21 protein-coding genes and 1 tRNA gene are annotated in these 19072 nt (G+C 71.5%); 20 read left to right on the top strand and 2 right to left on the bottom strand.

The annotated features are described in order from the left end of the window. Window positions 1-20 precede the first annotated feature (20 nt). From BC793_RS32420 to BC793_RS32430, 3 genes are read left to right on the top strand one after another with little or no spacing between them, the layout of a single operon-like run. The gene (locus BC793_RS32420; RefSeq protein ID WP_146246527.1) at window positions 21-833 is read left to right on the top strand and encodes a hypothetical protein; all 813 of its coding nucleotides are present in this window, start codon (window positions 21-23) and stop codon (window positions 831-833) included. Continuing rightward, a complete protein-coding gene (locus BC793_RS32425) occupies window positions 830-1774 on the top strand; it encodes a nucleoside triphosphate pyrophosphohydrolase (protein ID WP_109599510.1) in 945 nt (314 codons plus the stop codon). Before BC793_RS32420 ends, BC793_RS32425 begins: the two co-directional genes overlap by 4 nt. A gap of 60 nt (window positions 1775-1834) precedes the next feature. Continuing rightward, window positions 1835-3451, top strand: a complete 1617-nt coding sequence (locus BC793_RS32430; RefSeq protein WP_109599512.1) for a DUF885 domain-containing protein — start codon at window positions 1835-1837, stop codon at window positions 3449-3451. Between the two features lie 89 nt (window positions 3452-3540). Here BC793_RS32430 and BC793_RS32435 read toward each other — a convergent pair whose 3' ends face one another. Both BC793_RS32435 and BC793_RS32440 read right to left on the bottom strand, forming a co-directional pair. After that, entirely contained in the window at window positions 3541-4368 is an 828-nt protein-coding gene (locus tag BC793_RS32435; RefSeq protein ID WP_146246528.1) for a hypothetical protein, read from the bottom strand. Between the two features lie 154 nt (window positions 4369-4522). Further along, window positions 4523-5203, bottom strand: a complete 681-nt coding sequence (locus BC793_RS32440) for a hypothetical protein (protein WP_109599516.1) — start codon at window positions 5201-5203, stop codon at window positions 4523-4525. A gap of 171 nt (window positions 5204-5374) precedes the next feature. Here BC793_RS32440 and eno point away from each other — a divergent pair, with 171 nt between their 5' ends. The 17 genes from eno (at window position 5375) to BC793_RS32525 (ending at window position 19063) form a co-directional block, all read left to right on the top strand. Then, window positions 5375-6658, top strand: a complete 1284-nt coding sequence (gene eno, locus BC793_RS32445) for a phosphopyruvate hydratase (protein ID WP_109599518.1) — start codon at window positions 5375-5377, stop codon at window positions 6656-6658. 97 nt (window positions 6659-6755) lie between these two features. Next, window positions 6756-7322, top strand: a complete 567-nt coding sequence (locus BC793_RS32450) for an FtsB family cell division protein (protein WP_109599520.1) — start codon at window positions 6756-6758, stop codon at window positions 7320-7322. Between the two features lie 9 nt (window positions 7323-7331). Beyond that, window positions 7332-7835: a DUF501 domain-containing protein gene (locus BC793_RS32455; RefSeq protein ID WP_109599522.1), complete on the top strand. Its 504-nt coding sequence runs from the start codon at window positions 7332-7334 to the stop codon at window positions 7833-7835. Continuing rightward, window positions 7832-8326: an amino-acid N-acetyltransferase gene (locus BC793_RS32460; RefSeq protein ID WP_373871294.1), complete on the top strand. Its 495-nt coding sequence runs from the start codon at window positions 7832-7834 to the stop codon at window positions 8324-8326. Before BC793_RS32455 ends, BC793_RS32460 begins: the two co-directional genes overlap by 4 nt. Then, window positions 8323-9237 (top strand): Ppx/GppA phosphatase family protein, encoded by a 915-nt coding sequence (locus BC793_RS32465; protein WP_109599525.1) that lies wholly within the window; start codon window positions 8323-8325, stop codon window positions 9235-9237. The genes BC793_RS32460 and BC793_RS32465 overlap by 4 nt, the downstream gene beginning before the upstream one ends. A 70-nt stretch (window positions 9238-9307) precedes the next feature. Continuing rightward, window positions 9308-9637, top strand: coding sequence for a PadR family transcriptional regulator (locus BC793_RS32470; protein ID WP_093618626.1), 330 nt, complete (start codon window positions 9308-9310; stop codon window positions 9635-9637). Then, on the top strand, window positions 9634-10617 hold the full coding sequence (locus BC793_RS32475; protein ID WP_109599527.1) for an HAAS signaling domain-containing protein: 984 nt from the start codon (window positions 9634-9636) through the stop codon (window positions 10615-10617). Before BC793_RS32470 ends, BC793_RS32475 begins: the two co-directional genes overlap by 4 nt. A 131-nt stretch (window positions 10618-10748) precedes the next feature. Further along, window positions 10749-11375 (top strand): LppU/SCO3897 family protein, encoded by a 627-nt coding sequence (locus BC793_RS32480; RefSeq protein WP_109599529.1) that lies wholly within the window; start codon window positions 10749-10751, stop codon window positions 11373-11375. Between the two features lie 139 nt (window positions 11376-11514). After that, on the top strand, window positions 11515-12231 hold the full coding sequence (locus BC793_RS32485; RefSeq protein WP_109599531.1) for a uracil-DNA glycosylase: 717 nt from the start codon (window positions 11515-11517) through the stop codon (window positions 12229-12231). Between the two features lie 44 nt (window positions 12232-12275). Continuing rightward, window positions 12276-12974 carry a DUF4129 domain-containing protein gene (locus tag BC793_RS32490; protein ID WP_109599533.1) on the top strand — a complete coding sequence of 233 codons (699 nt, stop codon included), beginning with the start codon at window positions 12276-12278 and terminating at the stop codon, window positions 12972-12974. Further along, window positions 12971-13549 carry a hypothetical protein gene (locus tag BC793_RS32495; RefSeq protein ID WP_109599535.1) on the top strand — a complete coding sequence of 193 codons (579 nt, stop codon included), beginning with the start codon at window positions 12971-12973 and terminating at the stop codon, window positions 13547-13549. The genes BC793_RS32490 and BC793_RS32495 overlap by 4 nt, the downstream gene beginning before the upstream one ends. A 13-nt stretch (window positions 13550-13562) precedes the next feature. Beyond that, a complete protein-coding gene (locus BC793_RS32500; RefSeq protein ID WP_109599537.1) occupies window positions 13563-14552 on the top strand; it encodes an AAA family ATPase in 990 nt (329 codons plus the stop codon). Further along, window positions 14545-15900 (top strand): DUF58 domain-containing protein, encoded by a 1356-nt coding sequence (locus BC793_RS32505; RefSeq protein WP_109599539.1) that lies wholly within the window; start codon window positions 14545-14547, stop codon window positions 15898-15900. Before BC793_RS32500 ends, BC793_RS32505 begins: the two co-directional genes overlap by 8 nt. 1 nt (window position 15901) lies before the next feature. Next, complete coding sequence (locus tag BC793_RS32510) at window positions 15902-16468, top strand: hypothetical protein (RefSeq protein ID WP_109599540.1); 567 nt, start codon at window positions 15902-15904, stop codon at window positions 16466-16468. Between the two features lie 87 nt (window positions 16469-16555). After that, a complete protein-coding gene (locus BC793_RS32515; RefSeq protein WP_109599542.1) occupies window positions 16556-17914 on the top strand; it encodes an NAD(P)/FAD-dependent oxidoreductase in 1359 nt (452 codons plus the stop codon). Between the two features lie 56 nt (window positions 17915-17970). Further along, window positions 17971-18055 (top strand) — tRNA-Leu (locus BC793_RS32520). 177 nt (window positions 18056-18232) lie between these two features. Next, a complete protein-coding gene (locus tag BC793_RS32525) occupies window positions 18233-19063 on the top strand; it encodes a Bax inhibitor-1/YccA family protein (RefSeq protein ID WP_109599544.1) in 831 nt (276 codons plus the stop codon). The last annotated feature ends 9 nt before the right edge of the window (window positions 19064-19072 follow it).

Below are 19072 nucleotides of genomic sequence, written 5' to 3' on the forward strand. Positions count from 1 at the left end.
CCCGTGAGAGAGTGTTGACCATGCTGCGTGCCCGCCGACTCGCCTCCGCTGTTGTCGCCGCGTCCCTCGCCGTGGGCGGCCTGTCCGCCTGCCGCTCGGAGTCATCCGTGGCCGCCTATATGGGCAGCGCCGGGGAGATCACCGAGCAGGAGCTCGACAAGGTCTGGAACGAGGCCTACGACACCCTGACCGACCAGGCGCGAGCCGAGGCGGCGGAGGCCGAGAAGGCGCAGCGGGAGACCGAGAAGAAGCGCGAGGAGGCCGGCGAGGAGGTCACCCCCGCGCCCACCATCACGGCCGAGCGGGCGCAGGTGCCCTTCACCCGGACGCAGGTCCTCCAGGCGCTGGTCGGCCACGAGATCTACGCCCGCCTCGCCGACAAGCACGCGGTGCGGCTGCCCGCCGACGTGCCGTACGAGCAGTTCGCCGCGGAGAAGAAGCTGCCCGCCGACTCCACCTACGCGAAGCTCTACATCGAGAACTACTACCTGCGCGGCCTGCTGACCCAGTCGCTGGTCTCCACCGCCACGCCGACCGACCAGGACATGCGCTTCGTCTACGACCAGCTGACCGCCAACGGCGGTGTCGAGCCCGGCCAGGACTACGCCACCTGGCGTTCCGCCCAGGGCGAGCAGAACCTCCAGGCGGTGGCCGCCGCGGCGCGGCTGCGCGAGGAGGTCCGGGCCACCGCCGACGAGCTGCGCGTCAAACTCAACCCGCGGTACGCGTTCGACCTGACCGTGCTCGGCGTGGAGGGCGAGACCGGTGCGCTGGACCTGCTCACCGCCGACTTCGACGACCGCTGGTCGGTTCCGGTGGCCGACGCCTCTTGAGCACCAGGATCGTTCTGCTGGTCACCTCGCCCCGGCTGCCGGCGGGGCTGCTGACCGCCGAGGCGTGGGACACCGTCCGGGCGTACCCCGTCTACGCCGCCGCGGACAGCGCCCAGGCCGACGCCCTGCGGGTCACCGGTGTCCCGGTCACCGTCCTGGACACCGACGCCCAGGGACTGCTGGACGCCGTCGCCGGCCGGCCCGCCGTCGTCTGGCTCGCCGGGCCCGACGGTGACCAGACCTTCGCCCGGCAGCTCGGGCTGCGCCTGGCCCGCGAGCCCGGCCTGGCCGAACTGGAGCTGATGTACGGCTCCTGGGACCCGCCCGGCGCCCGGCTCCTGGACGCCGTCACCGTGATGGACCGGCTCGCCTCACCCGGCGGCGACCCGTGGAAACGGGAGCAGACCCACCTGACGCTCGCCCCCTACCTGCTGGAGGAGAGCTACGAGGCGTACGACGCGATCACCGGCGGCGACCTGGGCGCGCTGCGCGAGGAACTCGGCGACGTGCTCCTCCAGGTGCTGCTGCACGCCCGCCTCGCCGAGGACCGCCCGGAGAGCGACCGGTGGAGCGTCGACGACGTGGCCGGCGGCCTGGTCGAGAAGATGATCCGCCGCAACCCGCACGTGTTCGGCGGCGAGCAGATCACCGACATCGAGGAGATCACCGCCAACTGGGAGCGGATCAAGCGCGAGGAGAAGGCCCGGGACTCGGTGCTCGACGGGATCGCGCTCAGCCAGCCGGCCCTCGCCCTGGCCGCGAAGATCCTGCACCGGGTGGAGCGGGGCGGGCTGTCCGTACCGCTGCCCTCCGACGACGACCTCGGCAGCCTGCTGCTGCGGGTGGTCGCCGAGGCCCGCGCCGCCGGACTGGACGCCGAGGCCGCCCTGCGCGCCGCCACCCTGCTCTACGCCGAAGCGGTGCGCGCCGCGGAGCGTTGATCACCTGCTCGCCGGGTGCGCCGCCGGAAAATGTCGGTCCCTCCGAGTAGGTTTCACGGCATGCCGGAGTTCGTACCGCTTGCCGAGCGGATCGTCGACGCCCTGCTGGAGAGCGACCCCGCCACCGCCTCCTCCGCGGGTGACCACCGTTTCGACGACCGTCTGCCCGACCATTCCGCCGCCGCCGTGTCCGGCCGCGTCGCCATGCTGCGGGACGCCGCCGATGCGCTCAGCGCCGTCGACCCCGACAGCTTCGACCCGGAGGACCAGGTCGACCACGCGATCCTCACCGCGCGGGTGGAGCGTGCGATCTTCGAGCTGACCGAGATCCGCGAGCACGAGTGGAATCCTCTGGAGCACAATCCCGGCCCGCTGCTGCACGCCCTGATCGCCCGCCCGTTCGCACCCCTCGACGAGCGGCTGGCCGGCCTGGCCGGCCGTCTGGCGGCCATCCCCGACGCGCTGGCCACCGCCCGTGCCGTGCTGCGTGACGTGCCCCGCATCCACGCCGAGACCGCGATCGGCCAGTTCGCCGGCACCGCCGGGCTCGTCCGCGACCAGGTGCCCCGGCTGCTGGCCCAGGCGCCCGGCCGGCGTGCCGAGGTGGAGCCGGCCGCCGCCGCGGCGCTGTCCGCCCTCGGCGAGTTCGACGGCTGGCTGCGGGCCCGGCTGGAGGGCGACGACCCCGGCCGTGAGCCGCGGCTCGGCCGCCCGCTCTGGGAGGCCCGCCTCTGGCACACCCTCGACACCGAGCTGCCCGCCGCCGAGATCCTCTCCCGGGCGTGGGACAACCTGGACCGGGTCAGCGAGGCGCTGCGGGTGGCGTCGGCCGAGCTGACCGGCGGCCCGGCCACCGACGAGACGGTCCGCCGCGCCCTCGACACGATCGCCGGCAGACACCCCGACGACTCCACCATCGTCGGGCTGGCCCAGGTGACGATGGCCGAGGCGACCGAGTTCGTCCGGCGGCACGACGTGCTGTCCCTGGTGGACGATCCGTGCGTCATCGAGGAGATGCCGGAGTTCGCCCGGGGTGTCGCGGTGGCCTACTGTGACCCGCCCGGCCCGCTCGAGACCGCCGACGTGCCCACGTTCTACTGCATCGCCCCGGCCCCGGCCGACTGGCCGGCCGAGCGGATCGCCAGCTTCTACCGTGAGTACAACGACGAGATGCTGCGCAACCTCACCGTCCACGAGGCGATGCCCGGCCACTTCCTGCAGATCGCCCACTCCCGGCGGTTCCGGGCCGCCACCCGGGTGCGTTCGCTCGGCTGGTCCGGCCCGTTCGTCGAGGGCTGGGCGGTCTACGCCGAGGAGCTGATGGCCGGTCTCGGCTTCGGTGGTCTGCCGGTCCGGGTGCAGCAGCTCAAGATGCAGTTGCGGATGAGCCTGAACGCGATCATCGACCAGCTCACCCACTGCGAGGACATGCCCGAGGCGGAGGCGATGGCGCTGATGACCGGCCGCGGCTTCCAGGAGGAGGGCGAGGCGGCCGGCAAGTGGCGGCGTGCCCTGCTCACGTCCACCCAGCTCTCGACCTATTTCGTCGGCTACACCGAGGTGGCGGCGATCGCGGCGGCCCGCCCGTTCGGCGCCACCCCGAAAGCCTGGCACGACGCGATGCTGGCGCACGGCTCACCGCCACCCCGGCACCTGCGCACCCTCCTGGGCGTCTGACCCGACGGTCCGTCCCGCCACAGGAGCCCGCTCACCGGCGCGCCCGCTCACCGGCGCGCCCGCTCGGCGGGGCCGTGCCGGGGTCGTGATCAGGTGGGGCGGCGGTCGTCGAGACGGGCGTCCGGTGGGACGGTGAAGTCGGTCTCGTCGCTGCCGACGCGGTAATCGGTCAGCAGCATCTCGACCTGGGCGCCGTCGACCGTGCCGGTGAAGGCGGCGACGGTGCCCTCGACCGTCACGCACACCTCGAAGCCCGTGCCGCCGTCGAACCGGAGACAGGAGGCGTAACGGCCGGCGATCGTGGTCTCCCGGGGGACGACCTCCGTGCCCGGGTCGACCGCGGCGACCTCCAGCATGCCGAGGATCGCGGCCGGCGTGACCAGACCGGTCGAGGCCGGGATCGACTCGTCGCCGCCCGGTGACGTGGCGGTGCAGACGGCCTCGTCCCCGGCTCCGGCACAGCGGATCAGGGCCTCGGAGGTGCTGATCAGACTGCCGGACGGCCACGTGTAAGCCACCCGGGCCGGCGTCTGGGAGCGCGCCACCCGTGCGGTGGCCCCACCGGCCAGGCGGTAGGTGGTCGTCCAGGTCAGCCCGCCGGCCGCGGCGATCCGGTCGGCAGCTTCGGAGACCAAAGCCTCGTCGGCGAGCCCGGCGGCGCTGGCCCGGTCCAGGCCGGTGCACGCGGTCGTGCCGGTCAGGAGCGCGACGACCAGCGCGGCCGTTCGCAGAGCACCCGGCCACCGCTGCCGCCGGTCCGCGTGCGGGGCCGCCCCGCGCCGTGGGCTGCCGCGGAGCCGGGCCGCGTGGGACCCGGAGCGGCCGGCGCGGGGTGCCGGGCGGGCGGTTCGGGGTGCCGGGCGGGCGGTGCGGAGCGGGGGACGGCCGGCGCGTACGGGGTGCGGGGTGGCGGGCACGGAGACCACCCTGACGTACCCGCGCAACCCCGCGCAATCGAGTATCCGGCGATGTGCATCGATGATTCGAGGGCTGATGGCACGACAATTAACCGGCCGGAGGTCCGCCATTAACGGGACCTTCCGGACCGTATTTCCATTCGTATTCCGGGATTCAGCGGCCGGCCATCGCCGCGGCCTCGGCCAGTGTCTCCTCGGCGAGCGCGGCGGCCGCGGCCGCTTCGCGTCGGGCCTGCGACTGGAGGCGCATCACGTACCGCCGGATGACCGTCGCCTGTCGCTCGTCCTGCTCGAAGATCGCCACCATCTCGGTGACCAGGGGCCCGCGGACCGGGACCTGCTGGCGGATCTGGGCCACCCGGTAGGCGGTGGCCGGGAACTGGACGATCTCCTCGCCGAGCTGCAACTGGAGCAGCATCTGCTCGCCGGGCCGCAGGTCGACGTCTCCGAAGTAGGCCCGCACCGAGCGTTCGCTGAGGTCGTGCACCCGGCCGACGCGCTGCGGCTCGTCGGCCCGGACCAGCAGGATGCTCTCGCCCCCGCCGCCGCGCACGAAGTTGCGCAGCTGCTCGATCTCCGGGTCGCCGAGCAGCGTGATGTCGATCCGGTTCTCGTCGGTCCTCCGTACGGTCCCCTGCTGGTTGTACCGGCCACGGGGCCCGGCCGGCCAGCGCAGGATCACCACGGAGCCGACCTTGAGCCCGGCGTCGGCGAGGGGAAGGGACAGGGTCACGGTGGTCTCGGCGACCCGGACCACGCGGACTTCCGTGAGGGTCTGGTCACCGATGTCCAACTCGACACGCGACCCGTCGGCGGGAAACAGGCTACTGGTCATAGTGCTCATCGCTTCGGCAGGTACGCCGCAGGTTTGAGGTGATCCGGCGGGGGAGTTCACCGGCCGCGCGAACGCGTCATGGCCGGACTCGATACGCTCTGCGGTGTGGTCGGCCCGCAGGGTCGCGGACCGAAACTGTATTCGTACAAACGTTAGGGAGCGACACGACCAATGGCCACCATTGAAGCAATCGTCGCCCGCGAGATCCTCGATTCCCGGGGCAACCCGACCGTTGAGGTCGAGGTCGGCCTGGACGACGGCTCGATCGGCCGCGCGGCGGTGCCGTCCGGCGCTTCCACCGGCGCGTTCGAGGCGCTCGAGCTCCGCGACGGCGACAAGGACCGCTACCTCGGCAAGGGTGTTCTCCAGGCGGTCGAGAACATCGAAGAGAAGCTGGTCGACGAGTTGGTCGGCTACGAGGCTTCGGACCAGCGCCTGATCGACCAGAAGATGCTCGACCTCGACGGTACGGACACCAAGTCCTCGCTCGGTGCGAACGCGATCCTCGGCGTCTCGCTCGCCGTGGCGAAGGCCGCCGCGGCTTCCGCCGAGCTGCCGCTGTTCCGCTACCTCGGTGGGCCGAACGCGTCGCTGCTGCCGGTGCCGATGATGAACATCCTGAACGGTGGGTCGCACGCCGACTCCAACGTCGATGTCCAGGAGTTCATGATCGCCCCGATCGGCGCGCCGACCTTCCGCGAGGCGGTCCGGGCCGGTGCCGAGGTCTACCACGCGCTCAAGTCGGTGCTGAAGAAGAAGGGCCTGTCGACCGGTCTCGGTGACGAGGGCGGCTTCGCGCCCAACCTGCCGACCAACGCCGCGGCCCTCGACCTGATCGCCGAGGCCGTCCAGGCCGCCGGTTACACTTTGGGCAGCGACATCGTGCTGGCCATGGACGTCGCCGCGACCGAGTTCCACAAGAACGGGGAGTACGTCTTCGAAGGCGCCCCGAAGTCGACCGACGAGATGATCGCGTACTACGCGAAGCTGGCCGCCGAGTACCCGATCGTCTCCATCGAGGACCCGCTGGACGAGGAGGACTGGGCCGGTTGGGGCGCGCTGACCGCTCAGATCGGCGACAAGGTCCAGATCGTCGGTGACGACCTGTTCGTCACCAACCCGCAGCGCCTGGCCCGCGGCATCGCCGAGAAGTCGGCGAACGCGCTGCTGGTCAAGGTGAACCAGATCGGTTCGCTCACCGAGACGCTGGACGCCGTGGACCTGGCCCACCGGGCCGGTTTCAAGACGATGATGAGCCACCGTTCCGGCGAGACCGAGGACGTCACCATCGCCGACCTGGCCGTCGCGGTCGGCTCCGGCCAGATCAAGACCGGCGCGCCGGCCCGGTCCGACCGGGTCGCGAAGTACAACCAGCTCCTGCGCATCGAGGAGCAGCTGGAGAGCGCCGCCCGGTACGCCGGTGCGGGCGCGTTCCCGCGTTACCGCGTCGCCTGACGGCCGAACAGGGATCATCGGGTTTTGTGATGCCCGCTCTGGAGGCATAGGTTTTCCAGGGCGGGCGCCACGAGCCACGGCTGACGGGAGGGCGGAGATGACGGAACGCCGCACACCGAGTGGCCAGGGCCCGACCCGTCGCCGCGCCGGAGCGGGTGGCCGGCCCTCCCCTTCCCGCACCAGGAACACCGGGCCGATCCGGGTGCCGTCGGCTCGCCGTACACCTGGGGGATCCTCCGGTGGCGCAGCCGCCCAGCGCACCGACGCTCCCCGTCCGCGCGCGCTGACCGGCCGGGCCACCGTCCTCATCGCGCTCGTCGTCGTTCTCGCCCTCGCCTACACGTACCCCCTGCGGGTGTACCTGGAGCAGGAGTCGCAGATCGCCGAGATGGAGGCGGCCGTGGCCGCGCAGCGGGCCGAGATCACCGCGTCGGAGAAGCAGCTGGCGAAGTGGAAGGACCCGGAGTATCTGCGCATCCAGGCGCTGGAGCGATTCTCCTACGTCCGTCCCGGTGAGACACCGCTGCTCGTCGTGCCCAACGAGGACGACGTGGCCGCCGCCGAGCAGACCCCGGCGGCCGCCCCCGACCGGTGGTACGACACGCTGTGGAGCAGTGTCCAAGCCGCCAACGCCGAGCCCTCCCACGCGAAACCCCAGGACTGATCCGGACTGATGGACGAACCCACACCCGCCGACCTCGACATCGTGGCGGCCCAGCTCGGCCGCCGTCCGCGTGGCACCCGTGCGATCGCGCACCGCTGCCCGTGCGGCAACCCCGACGTGGTGGAGACCTCCCCGCGTCTGGACGACGGCACACCGTTCCCGACCATGTATTACCTGACCTGCCCGCATGCCACCGCGGCGTGCAGCCGGCTGGAGTCGGCCGGCGTCATGCGCGACATGCAGGAGCGGCTCAGCACCGATCCCGAGCTGGCCAAGAAGTATGGGGCCGCCCACCAGGACTATCTGGACCGGCGCACCGCGATCGAGGACGTGCCGGAGATCAGGAACGTCTCGGCCGGCGGCATGCCGGACCGGGTGAAGTGCCTGCACGTCCACCTCGGGCACGCGCTGGCCGCCGGGCGCGGCGTCAACCCGTTCGGCGACGAGGTGCGTGACGCGGTCGAGCCCTACTGGGCGGGCGGGCCGTGCGTGCGCCTGGCGGACGGCGAGTGAACGTCCGGCGGGCCCGGACCGGGGACATCCGGGCGATCCGGTCGCTGGTGGACACCTACACCACCGATCGCCGGCTGCTCAGCAAGGCCACCGTCACGCTCTACGAGCAGGTCCAGGAGTTCTGGGTGGCGGAGTCCGCGGACGGCCGGGTGGTCGGCTGCGGCGCGCTGCACGTGATGTGGGAGGACCTCGCCGAGATCCGGACGGTCGCTGTCGACCCGACGCTGCGTGGTCGGAAGATCGGCCACCGGATCGTCTCGGCGCTCCTCGACCAGGCCCGTGAGCTGGGCGTGCGGCGGGTCTTCTGCCTGACGTTCGAGACCCGGTTCTTCGGGTCGTTCGGGTTCACCGAGATCGACGGGGCCGCCGTGCCGCACGGCGTCTACGAGCAGTTGCTGCGCTCCTACGACGAGGGCGTGGCCGAATTCCTGGACCTGGAACGGGTCAAGCCGAACACGCTGGGGAACACGAGAATGCTGCTGCACCTATGAGCGTGCGCGTTGCCGCCGTGGACTGTGGGACGAACGCGATCCGTCTGCTGATCGCCGACGTGGCCGGGGACAAGCTGGCCGACGTCTCCCGGCGGATGGAGATCGTGCGGCTGGGGGAGGGCGTGGACCGTACCGGCATGCTCGCTCCGGCGGCGATCGAACGTACCCGGCAGGCTCTGCTCGGTTATGCCGCCGAGATCGCCGAGCTGGGTGTCACCCGGGTGCGGATGTGTGCCACGTCGGCCAGCCGGGACGCCTCGAACGCGGAGGACTTCCGGACGATGGTCCGCGGGGTGCTCGGCATCGATCCCGAGGTGATCACCGGCGAGCAGGAGGCCGAGCTGTCCTTCCTCGGTGCCGTGAACGGGCTGGACGCCGAGGGCCCGTACCTGGTCTACGACCTGGGCGGTGGTTCCACCGAGTTCGTCACCGGGACGACCGGCGTCGAGCGGTCGATCTCGATGGACATCGGTTGCGTCCGGATGACCGAGCGGCATCTGCACAGCGATCCGCCGACGGCGGCCGAGCTCGCGGCGGCGGAGGCGGACGTCGTCGAGGCCGTCGACACCGCCCTGGCGGCGGTGTCCGGCCGGTCGGCGAAGACGTTGGTCGGCCTCGCCGGGACGGTCACCACGGTTGCCGCTCTGGCTCACGACCTCGAGGTGTACGACTCCACGCGCATCCACCACAGCCGGATCGACACGCCGACCGTCGCCCGGGTGACCGATGAGCTGCTGGCGATGACCGTCGCCGAGCGGCTCGCCCTGCCGGTGATGCATCCCGGCCGTGCCGACGTGATCGGTGCCGGTGCCCTGATCATGAAACTGATCAGTGAACGCTCCGGCCACGACTTCGTGATCGCCTCGGAGCACGACATCCTCGACGGCATCGCCTTCGGCCTGGCCGTCTGATCCTCCGCATCACCCCTGATCGGTAGTGCGTTGTTGACGGTACTTCGGATTGCGCAGTAGTGTGCTCCGCGTGGATGCGACGCAACTGCTCAAAGGGGTGCTCGACCTGGCCGTCCTCGCTGTGCTCCGCGACGAGGACGGTTATGGCTACGACATCCTGCGCCGCCTGCGCGCCGCCGGTCTGGAGGAGGTCGGTGACGCCTCGGTCTACGGCACGCTGCGCCGACTCTTCAACAACGGCCTGCTGAACAGCTATGTGGTGCCCAGCGACGAGGGCCCGCACCGGAAGTATTACGCACTCAACGAGGCCGGCCGCGCCGAGCTCCAGAGCTCCGGCAAGGTGTGGCAGGGCTTCGCGTCGATCATGGAAGATCTGCTTCGCGAGCGGGGGAAGGCGTGAACCTCACGGCACAGGACGAGATCGCCGTCTACGTCGAGGGCGTCCGGGAGGCGCTCGCCGGCCTGCCGGCCGCGACCCGGGACGAGTTGCTCGAAGACCTGCCGGAGCACCTCGCCGAGGTGCTGGCCGAGGGCGGCGGCTCACTGTATGAGCGGCTCGGCCCACCGGCCGCCTACGCGGCCGAGCTCAGCGCGAGCGCCGGTTTCACCACGGCCACGCCGCCGGCGGGGGAGCGGTCGCGGATCGCGGAGACCGCCGCCCGCCATCGGGCCCGGATCGACCGGGTGCTGCGCCGGGCCGACGAGCGGGCCGGGCCGGTGCTCGGCTATGCGCGGGCGAGTGAGTTCCTGGCGCTGCTGCGGCCCGCCTGGTGGGTCCTGCGCGGTTATCTGGCCGCCATGGCGGTGGCCTTCATGCTGCACGACCACGACACGCCACTGGGTCTGCTGCCCCGCGCCGGTGACGACGACCTGGCGGCGATCCTGCTGCTCAGTCTCGGCATCCTCGGTTCGATCTGGCTGGGCCGCCGTGCGCGGCCGGCCGGTTCGTGGCCGCGGCGCCTGCAGCGACTTGGCACCGGCTTCCTGGTGATCTTCGCGGTGGTCGGCTTCTTCGAGGTCGACTCGGCGGCGCAGCGCGACTACTACTACACCGTCGAATACACCGACCCGCCCCCTGAGCCGCTGAGTGACATCCGCGACGTCTTCGTCTACGACGCCGAGGGCCGGCTGCTGGTGGGCGTGCAGCTCTATGACCAGCATGGTCGGCCGATCCGGCTCGGGGACCCGATGTGCGACGACGAGCTCGACAGTCCGGTGCCGATCGTGAACCCGGGGTATCCGTACTGTCCGGACCAGGCGCCGTTCCGGGCCGGTGAGCCGTCGTTGTCCACAGCTCCGTCCACAGGCCCGTCCGCGGGTGACGCGGAGCAGCCGCCCGCCACACCCACCACACCCGCCATCCCAAGTCCCAGCAGGTGACACCGGTGATGGTTGCGGCTCGGCCACGGTGACGAATCAGGCTGCAAAGGGGATCGCGCGCGAGCGATGAGGATCGCTATCCTCGCGTGCCGGCCAGCTGTGCCGGTCGTACCCCTTGAAAGGAAAGCCCGATGACAGACCCGGTCGTGCCGCCCTCATCCGGTGGCCAGTTCCCGCCGCCGAACGCGGGGCCCCAGGGTTACCCGCCCCCCAACGCCGGTGGCCAGTTCCCGCCGCCGTACGCGGGGGCCCCGGGCTTTCCGCCGCCGCACGCGGGAGCTCAGGGCTTCCCGCCGCCGAACGCGGGAGCCCCGGGCTTCCCGCCGCCGAACTCCGGAGCTCCGGGCTTCCCGCCGCCCGCGCCCTTCCCGGGCACCGAGGGCAAGCCGAAGAGCAAGACCGGCCGTAAGATCCTCGGCGTTGTCGGCGCCGTCGTCGTCGGCGTGATCTTCGTGGTGATCAAGGTCGGTATCGGCGACGCGCTCAGCGAGGACCCGACCAAGGACGCCAAGGCCGGCGACTGCCTCGGCATCTCGCAGGAGGTCAAGGAGACCACCACCGAGGTCGACGCCAAGATCGTCGACTGCACCGCGTCCGACGCGAAGTACACCGTGCTGGGCCGGGTCGAGGGCATCAAGGATGAGAACAGCCCGGCCTGCGACGACATCATCAACACCGGCCTCAAGGAGGGCGAGGAGGGTGCCGTCATCGCCTCCCAGGAGGACAAGGGCTACCTGCTCTGCCTGAAGGTCAACTGACCCTCACCACGAGTCCGGTCCGGGTCGGTCACGGGCGTCCGCAACGGATGCCCGCGGCCGACCCGGGTGCGTTCCGTCCGCGCGCGGATGCTGTGCTGGACGGGTGCTTCCGTCCGGCGCCTCCGCGCGTACCCCCGCCATGGTCGTCGCCCAGGCGACCGGGGCCGCCTCGCTGACCGCGCTCGACGCCCGTGTCGCGGACTGTTTCGCCTGCCCGCGCCTGGTGGCCTGGCGCACCGACATCGCCGTGACGCGGCGGGCGTCGTTCCGTGACCAGGAGTATTGGGGACGTCCGGTCCCCGGGTTCGGCCCGGCCGACGCCGAGATCGCCATCCTCGGCCTGGCACCGGCCGCGCACGGCGGTAACCGCACCGGGCGGATCTTCACCGGCGACCGGTCCGGTGACGTCCTCTTCGCCGCGCTGCACCGGGCCGGTCTCGCCAACCAGCCGACCAGCGTCGCCGCCGACGACGGCCTGGCGCTGCGGCACACCCGGGTCTTCTCCGCGGTGCGCTGCGCCCCGCCGGACAACAAGCCGCTGCCCGAGGAACGCGACACGTGCGCGCCGTGGTTCCGGCGGGAGCTGGAGCTGGTCCGGCCCACCCTGCGGGTGGTGGTCGCGCTCGGTGCCTTCGCATGGGCCGCGTGGTGGCCGGCGATGATCGCGGCCTACGGCGTGCGGCCACCGGTGCCCCGGCCGAAATTCGGGCACGGTGCCCAGGTCAGCGTGCCCGGCGCGCCCGTTCTGCTGGGCTGTTTCCACGTCAGCCAGCAGAACACGTTCACCGGCCGGCTCACCCCGCCCATGCTGGACGACGTGTTCGGCCGTGCGAAGGCCCTGGCAGGCCTGGCATGATGCGAGCGCCGACAATCCCCGAGCCACGGATCTGAGCCCCGTTTATGGACTTCGCCGCACTGCGCCGATGGTGGCCCCTCGCCGCTGTCCTCGGACTGCTCTTCGTGACCTCGCTCGCCGCGACCCGGTCCGCTCCGCAGCTCGACCAGCTCGAGCCGGACGCGCAGCCGACCCGGCCACCCCTGCTGCCGCCCCGCCCGTCCGTGCAACCGAGCGTCCAGGAGTCCATCCCGGAGCCGGCCCAGGCCCTGCCGGGCTGGGTGGGCACCGCCACACTGGCCGTGCTCCTCGCCGGGGCGGTGCTGATGGTGGTCGGCCTCACCTGGGCACTGGTCCGCGATCACCTGCGCCGCCGCCCCGCCCGCGCCGGCCGGCACCAGCCGCGCCGGGCGCAGCAGACCGCCGACGACCTGGTCGCCGCCCTCGACGCCGGCCTGGAGGAACTGTCCGACACCGACCGTGACCCACGCCGGGCGGTGATCGCCTGCTGGGTGCGCCTGGAGGACGCCACCGCCGCGGCCGGTACGCCGCGGCACCCCGGTGACAGCCCCACCGACTACGTCGGACGGTTGCTCGCCGAGCAGCAGGTCGACGCCGGCGTGCTCGCCGCGCTGCTGGAGGTCTACCGCGAGGCGCGGTATGCGACGCACACCGTCGACGACCAGATGCGGCAGCAGGCGCGGTCCGCCCTGGAGCGGCTGCGTGCCGACCTGGGCGCCGCCCGGAGCGGAGCACCGGCATGAGCGACGGTGGACTGGACGATCTCTTCGGTATCGCCGACACCCCGCGGACCGTCGAGGAGACCGAGACCGTCGACAGGCGGCGCTCGATGATGATCACACTGGTCGGCAACGCCGTCGTGATCGGTCTGGTCGCCATCGTCATCACGGCCGGCCTGCGCGCGCTCGGCACGAGCATCTCGACGGTGCTCCTGGTCAGCCTCCTGATCGGCCTCCGCGTGATCATCTACGCGGCCGGTCTGGTCGCCCCGCCGCCCGCGCCCCGGCTGCGGTCCCGGATCGGTGCCAGTCCGTCCCCGACCGACGACTCGCTCCGGGCCGCGGTGCGCCGCTGGGAACAGAACCTGGACCGGGCCCACTCGGACCCGGAACTGTATGCGCGTAACGTTCTGCCGGTGCTGGCGGAACTGACCGATGAGCGGTTGCGGCTGCGGCACGGCTTCACCCGCGCCAGTGACCCGCGCCGGGCCCGGGAACTCCTCGGTGACGACCTCTGGTCGGCGCTGTCCGAACCGGGCCGTCGCGCGCTCAAGGCCCGGGACGTCGAGACTTACCTAGACGCCATGGAACGACTGTGAGAAAGGTGCGCCGGTGACGCAGGCTCTTCCCCCGTACGAGGTCGGGCGGCTGGCCGGGGCGGTCCTCGACTCGGTCGGCTCGGTCCTGGTGGGTAAACGGGACTCGCTGGAGCTGGTGCTGGCCGGGATCCTGGCCGGCGGCCACGTGCTGCTGGAGGACATGCCAGGCCTGGGCAAGACGCTGACCGCCCGGTCGTTCGCCCAGGCGCTCGGCCTCGACTTCCGCCGGCTCCAGTTCACCCCCGACCTGCTGCCCGCCGACGTCACCGGCTCGTTCCTCTACGACCAGCGCAAGGGCGACTTCGCCTTCCGGGCCGGTCCGGTCTTCACCAACATGCTGCTGGCCGACGAGATCAACCGGACGCCACCGAAGACCCAGTCGGCCCTGCTCGAGGCGATGCAGGAGAAGCAGGTGTCGGTCGAGGGCGTGACGTACCGGCTGGACCCGCCGTTCCACGTGATCGCGACCGCCAACCCGATCGAGTACGAGGGCACGTACCCGCTGCCCGAGGCCCAGCTCGACCGGTTCCTGCTCCGGGTGTCGTTCGGCTATCCGACGGCCGAGGAGGAGTGGACGGTGCTGCAGCGCCGGATGTCGCGCCGCCAGGAGGAGGCGACGCTCTCCCCGGTGGTGGACTCCCGGACGCTCCAGCTGATGCAGGCCGCCCTGGAGTCGGTGGCGGTCGAGGACTCCATCGGCCGGTACATCGTGGCGCTGGCCTCCGCGACCCGCGAGCACAGCGCGGTCCTCGTCGGCTCCTCGCCCCGCGGCTCGCTCGCCCTGCTGCTGCTGGCCCGCGCCCGCGCCGTGATGGCCGGCCGTGACTACGTGGTGCCGGAGGACGTGAAGGACGTCGCGATCCCCGCACTCGCCCACCGGATCACGCTGCGCCCGGAGATGTGGCTGCGCCAGGTCAATCCGTCCTTCGTGGTCCAGGAGGTGCTCACCGCGGTGCCGGCCCCGGCCAGTGGGGCGCTCCCGACGTACGCCCGGCATGACTGATCTGCTGCGCCTCCGGCCGGCCGTGCCCGCACCGGGCACGGCCGAGTCGCCGTCCGGCCCGGTCTGGGTGCCCACCCGGGCTCTCGGCCGGACGGTCCTGCTCACCGGCCTGCTCCTGCTGCTCGGGGTGGCGCTGGGCCGGGTCGACCTGGTGCTGCTCGCGGCGCCGTTCGCGATCGGCGCGGCGATCAACCTGCGCCGCACCCCGGTCGCCGTACCCGAGATCACCATCAGCACCAACGAGTCCTACCTGGTCGAGGGCGGTGAGGTGGAGGCGGGACTGACCGTCGCCAACCCGGACTCGATCGATTACGACCTGGTCGTCGTCCGCACCCGGACCTCGCCCTGGCTGACCCTGGAGCACGCCGACCGGCCGTTCGCGATCACCGTGGGCGCCGACGGCTGGGCCGCCATCGACCTTCCCGGCGAGGCGCTGCGCTGGGGCCGGCAGGACGTCGGCCCGGCCGCCGCCCGCGCCGCGGCCTGCGGCGGCCTGCTGGCCTGCCGGCCGGTGGTCACCCCGGCGCAGGGCGTGCGGGTCTATCCGGTCACCGAGCCGTTCAAGGCGACGGAGGCGATGCCGGCCGCGGCGGGCCTGGTCGGTGCGCACCGGTCCCGGCGGCCGGGTGAGGGCGGAGAGCTCGCGGGGGTACGCCAGTTCGCGCCCGGCGACCGGCTACGACGCATCGACTGGCGCGTCTCGCTGCGGACCCGTGACCTGCACGTCGCCTCGACCCTGTCGGACCGGGACGCCGAGGTGCTGCTCCTGCTCGACGTGCTCGGTGAGATCGGCCTCTCCGGTGGCGTCCGCGGCGACTCGTCGGTGCTGGACACCACGGTCCGGGCCGCGGCCGCGATCGCCGAGCACTACCTGCACCGGGGTGACCGGGTCTCGCTGCTGGAGTACGGCTCGACCGCCCGCCGGCTGCGACCCGCCTCCGGCCGCCGGCAGTACCTGACGGTGCTGGAGTGGCTGCTCGACGTCCGGCCCGACCCGGCCGGGACCGAGCAGTTCGAGAACATCGTCAGCGCCCACCACGTCTCCTCGTCCGCCCTGGTCGTCGTGCTCACCCCGCTGGTCGACCCGCGGGCCGCCGACATGCTCGCCCTGCTCACCCAGTCGGGCCGGTACGTGGTGGCCGTCGACACCCTGCCCGCGCAGGCCACTCCGGCGGTGCGCAACCAGTGGACGTCGGCCGCCACCCGGCTGTGGCGGATGGAGCGGGAGAACGTGCTGGGCCGGCTGCGCGAGCACGGCGTGCCGGTGGTGGCCTGGGCCGGAGCGGGCAGCCTCGACCTGGTGCTGCGTGACGTCGCCCGGCTGGCCTCGGTACCGAGGGGACACTGACATGATCAACGCGGTGAACCGCCGGATCGACCGCTGGAAGACCGCCGCGGGACGGGCGACCGCCGTGCCGTTCCTGATCCGCTGTGGCATCGCGCTCGCCGGCCTGCTCACCGTCGGCGTGGCCTGGCCGGCCGAGCTGCTGTCCAGCCCGCGGATCATGCTGCCGGTCCTGGCCGTGGTGTTCTGGCCGGCGGCGGCACCGCGGGGCCGGGGTGGCACGGCGATCGCGCTCACCGCGATCGCCGGCTGGCTGATCGACACCGCCGGTTACGGTTCGCCGGTCGAGCTGTGGCGGGTGCTGGCCCTGGCCACCGTGCTCTACCTGGGGCACACCCTGACGGCTCTGGCGGCGGTCCTGCCGTACGACGCGATGGTCAACTTCGATGTGCCGGCCCTCTGGCTGGGCCGCGCGCTGCTCGTCGTGCTGCTCGCCGCGGTGGTCATCATCCTGGCCCTCGGCCTGACCGCCGACCTCGGTGGAGAGGCGTTCCAGCTGGCCACGCTGGTCGGACTTGTCGCTGCAACCGCTGTGACAATGGTCCTAGCCCGTATGGCCCGCCGCGAGTGAAATCTGAGTGTTTCGTCACTTGACTTGGGCCGTTGTGATCGTCACAGAACGGCGCATGAAAGGGGCCCGGCGCGCGACAATAGGGGCGTGAATCCGCCGCGCATCGTCGTCGTAGGAGCAGGTCACGTCGGGCTTTACGCCGCCCTCCGCCTGTCCAAGAAGCTGAACCGGAACCGGGCCGAGATCGTCGTCATTGACCCTGTTCCGCACATGACTTACCAGCCGTTCCTGCCTGAGGCAGCGGCCGGTAACATTTCGCCGCGACACGCTGTGGTGCCGCTGCGCCGGGAGCTCAAGAAGTGCCGCATCGTCTCCGGTGAGGTCACGAAGGTTGAGCACGCTCGAAAGACCGTCACGATCCAGCCGATCGACGGCCCGGCTTACGAGATGGAGTACGACCACATCATCGTGGCGCCCGGCTCGGTCTCACGTACCCTGCCCATTCCCGGCCTCAGTGACCGGGGCATCGGCCTCAAGACCATCGGTGAGGCCATCTACCTGCGTAACCACATCCTCGACCGGCTGGACGTCGCCGCGGCGACGCCCGACGAGGACGTGCGCAAGGCCTCGCTGAACTTCGTGTTCGTCGGCGGTGGTTTCGCCGGCATCGAGGCGCTCGCCGAGATGCAGGACGTCGTCGCCGACGCCCTGAAGTACTACCCGGAGCTGGACCCGAAGGAGGTCCACTTCATCCTGGTCGAGGCCAGCAACCGGATTCTGCCGGAGGTCGGCCCCGAGATGGGCGCCTACACCGCCCGCCAGCTCGCCGGCCGCGGTGTCGACCTGCGCCTGAGCACCTTCCTGCAGTCCTGCGTCGACGGCCGGATCGTGCTCTCCGACGGTGACACCTTCCGCGCCGAGACGCTGGTCTGGACCGCCGGTGTGAAGCCGTCGCCGATGCTGGCGAGCACGGACCTCCCGCTGGGCCCGAAGGGTCACGTCAACTGCCTGCCCACGCTTCAGGTGGCCGACCTGGAGACCAACGAGGTGTGGGAGGGTGCCTGGTCCGCGGGCGACTGCGCGCAGGTGCCCGACCTGACCAACCCGGGCGGCTACTGCTCGCCGAGTGCGCAGCACGCCGTCCGTCAGGCCAAGGTCCTCGCCGATAACATCGCCCAGGTGGTCCTCGGCGGCGCGCCCAAGGACTACCGCCACAAGCACGTCGGCGGTGTCGCGGGCCTCGGCCTCAACAAGGGTGTCGCGCACGTCTACGGCATCAAGGTCAAGGGCTACCCGGCGTGGCTGATGCACCGCTTCTACCACGTCAGCCGGATCCCGTCGTTCAACCGCAAGGTGCGCGTGGTGGCCGACTGGGTGCTCGCCTTCATGCTCAAGCGGGAGACCGTGGCCCTCGGCCAGCTGCACCGCCCGCGTGAGGATTTCACCGAGGTGACCCCGCCGGTCGAGCTCCCCGGCGAGGAGAAGGTCGGCGCCGGAGCCCGCTGATCCGGCCAATGCCGTTTCCACTGCCCGGGCGGCACCAGCTACGGTGTTCGCAGGCCGCCCGGGTGGTGGAATGGCAGACACGGCCGCCTTAAAAGCGGCTGCCCAAAAGGCGTGCGGGTTCGAGACCCGCCCCGGGCACCATCTCCAGCGGTCGCGGCGGGCCCGCCGCGACCGTGATCGTCGTCGCACACGCCCTGAGCAGCAGAAAATCAGGGTTTTTCAGGCTGCTCACAGCTTTCGGGTGCGGCGCGAACGGCACTCACCGCTTACCCTTGAACGCAGGCATAGCGCCGAAACCTCAAGGGAGGCTGGAAAACAGTGAAGACATCTAACCCGGTGCTCTCACGACTCGGCCAGGCGGCCGAGCGGGAGCGAACGGCCGGGTACGGGCCATACGGGCCGGCCGCGCAGCCGGGTTACGGTCAGCCGGCATACGGCGATCCCTACCCCACGGCTACGGGCTACCCCTCCGCTCCTCCGGCCGTCCAGCCCATGACCATCGACGACGTGGTCGTCAAGACGGTCACGCTGCTCGGCATCACCGGCGCCACCGCGGTGGCCGCATGGGCCCTCATCCCGAACGCACTGGTCGGCCCGGCCTGGATCGGTGCCGCTCTGGTCGGGCTCGTGCTGGGCCTGGTGATCTCGTTCATGCGGGTCGCCAACCCGGCCCTCGTGATCGTCTACGCGCTGGTCGAGGGCGTGTTCGTCGGCATGGCGAGCAAGTTCTTCGAGACGCTGTACGACGGCATCGTCCTCCAGGCCGCGACAGCCACCTTCGGCGTCTTCTTCGTGATGGCGGCGCTCTACAGGGCGCGCGTCATCCGGGCGACGCCGAAGTTCGTCAAGGCCATGATCGCCGTGATGGCGGGCCTCTTCGCCGTCATGCTGATCAACTTCGTGCTGGCGATGTTCGACATCAACACCGGTCTGCGTGACGGCAGCCCGCTGGCCATCGGTTTCAGCATCGTCTGCATCGTGGTCGCCTCGTTGAGCTTCATCCTGAACTTCAACGAGATCGAGGAGGGCGTGCGGATGGGTCTGCCGCAGCGCTACTCGTGGACCGCGGCGTTCGGCATCCTGGTCGGCCTCGTCTGGCTCTACATCGAGATGCTGCGCCTGCTGAGCTACTTCCAGGGCGACGACTGACGGCTCGTC

This window comes from Actinoplanes xinjiangensis (assembly GCF_003148685.1).
Taxonomy (GTDB): Bacteria; Actinomycetota; Actinomycetes; order Mycobacteriales; family Micromonosporaceae; genus Actinoplanes; species Actinoplanes xinjiangensis.

What these genes read in the sequence shown, in the direction of transcription:
- BC793_RS32420 (WP_146246527.1), top strand. Translation starts at nt 21, where the DNA reads ATGCTGCGTGCCCGCCGACTCGCCTCCGCTGTTGTCGCCGCGTCCCTC.
- BC793_RS32430 (WP_109599512.1), top strand. Translation starts at nt 1,835, where the DNA reads ATGCCGGAGTTCGTACCGCTTGCCGAGCGGATCGTCGACGCCCTGCTG.
- BC793_RS32440 (WP_109599516.1), bottom strand. Translation starts at nt 5,203, where the DNA reads ATGACCAGTAGCCTGTTTCCCGCCGACGGGTCGCGTGTCGAGTTGGAC.
- eno (WP_109599518.1), top strand. Translation starts at nt 5,375, where the DNA reads ATGGCCACCATTGAAGCAATCGTCGCCCGCGAGATCCTCGATTCCCGG.
- BC793_RS32450 (WP_109599520.1), top strand. Translation starts at nt 6,756, where the DNA reads ATGACGGAACGCCGCACACCGAGTGGCCAGGGCCCGACCCGTCGCCGC.
- BC793_RS32455 (WP_109599522.1), top strand. Translation starts at nt 7,332, where the DNA reads ATGGACGAACCCACACCCGCCGACCTCGACATCGTGGCGGCCCAGCTC.
- BC793_RS32465 (WP_109599525.1), top strand. Translation starts at nt 8,323, where the DNA reads ATGAGCGTGCGCGTTGCCGCCGTGGACTGTGGGACGAACGCGATCCGT.
- BC793_RS32480 (WP_109599529.1), top strand. Translation starts at nt 10,749, where the DNA reads ATGACAGACCCGGTCGTGCCGCCCTCATCCGGTGGCCAGTTCCCGCCG.
- BC793_RS32485 (WP_109599531.1), top strand. Translation starts at nt 11,515, where the DNA reads ATGGTCGTCGCCCAGGCGACCGGGGCCGCCTCGCTGACCGCGCTCGAC.
- BC793_RS32490 (WP_109599533.1), top strand. Translation starts at nt 12,276, where the DNA reads ATGGACTTCGCCGCACTGCGCCGATGGTGGCCCCTCGCCGCTGTCCTC.
- BC793_RS32495 (WP_109599535.1), top strand. Translation starts at nt 12,971, where the DNA reads ATGAGCGACGGTGGACTGGACGATCTCTTCGGTATCGCCGACACCCCG.
- BC793_RS32505 (WP_109599539.1), top strand. Translation starts at nt 14,545, where the DNA reads ATGACTGATCTGCTGCGCCTCCGGCCGGCCGTGCCCGCACCGGGCACG.
- BC793_RS32510 (WP_109599540.1), top strand. Translation starts at nt 15,902, where the DNA reads ATGATCAACGCGGTGAACCGCCGGATCGACCGCTGGAAGACCGCCGCG.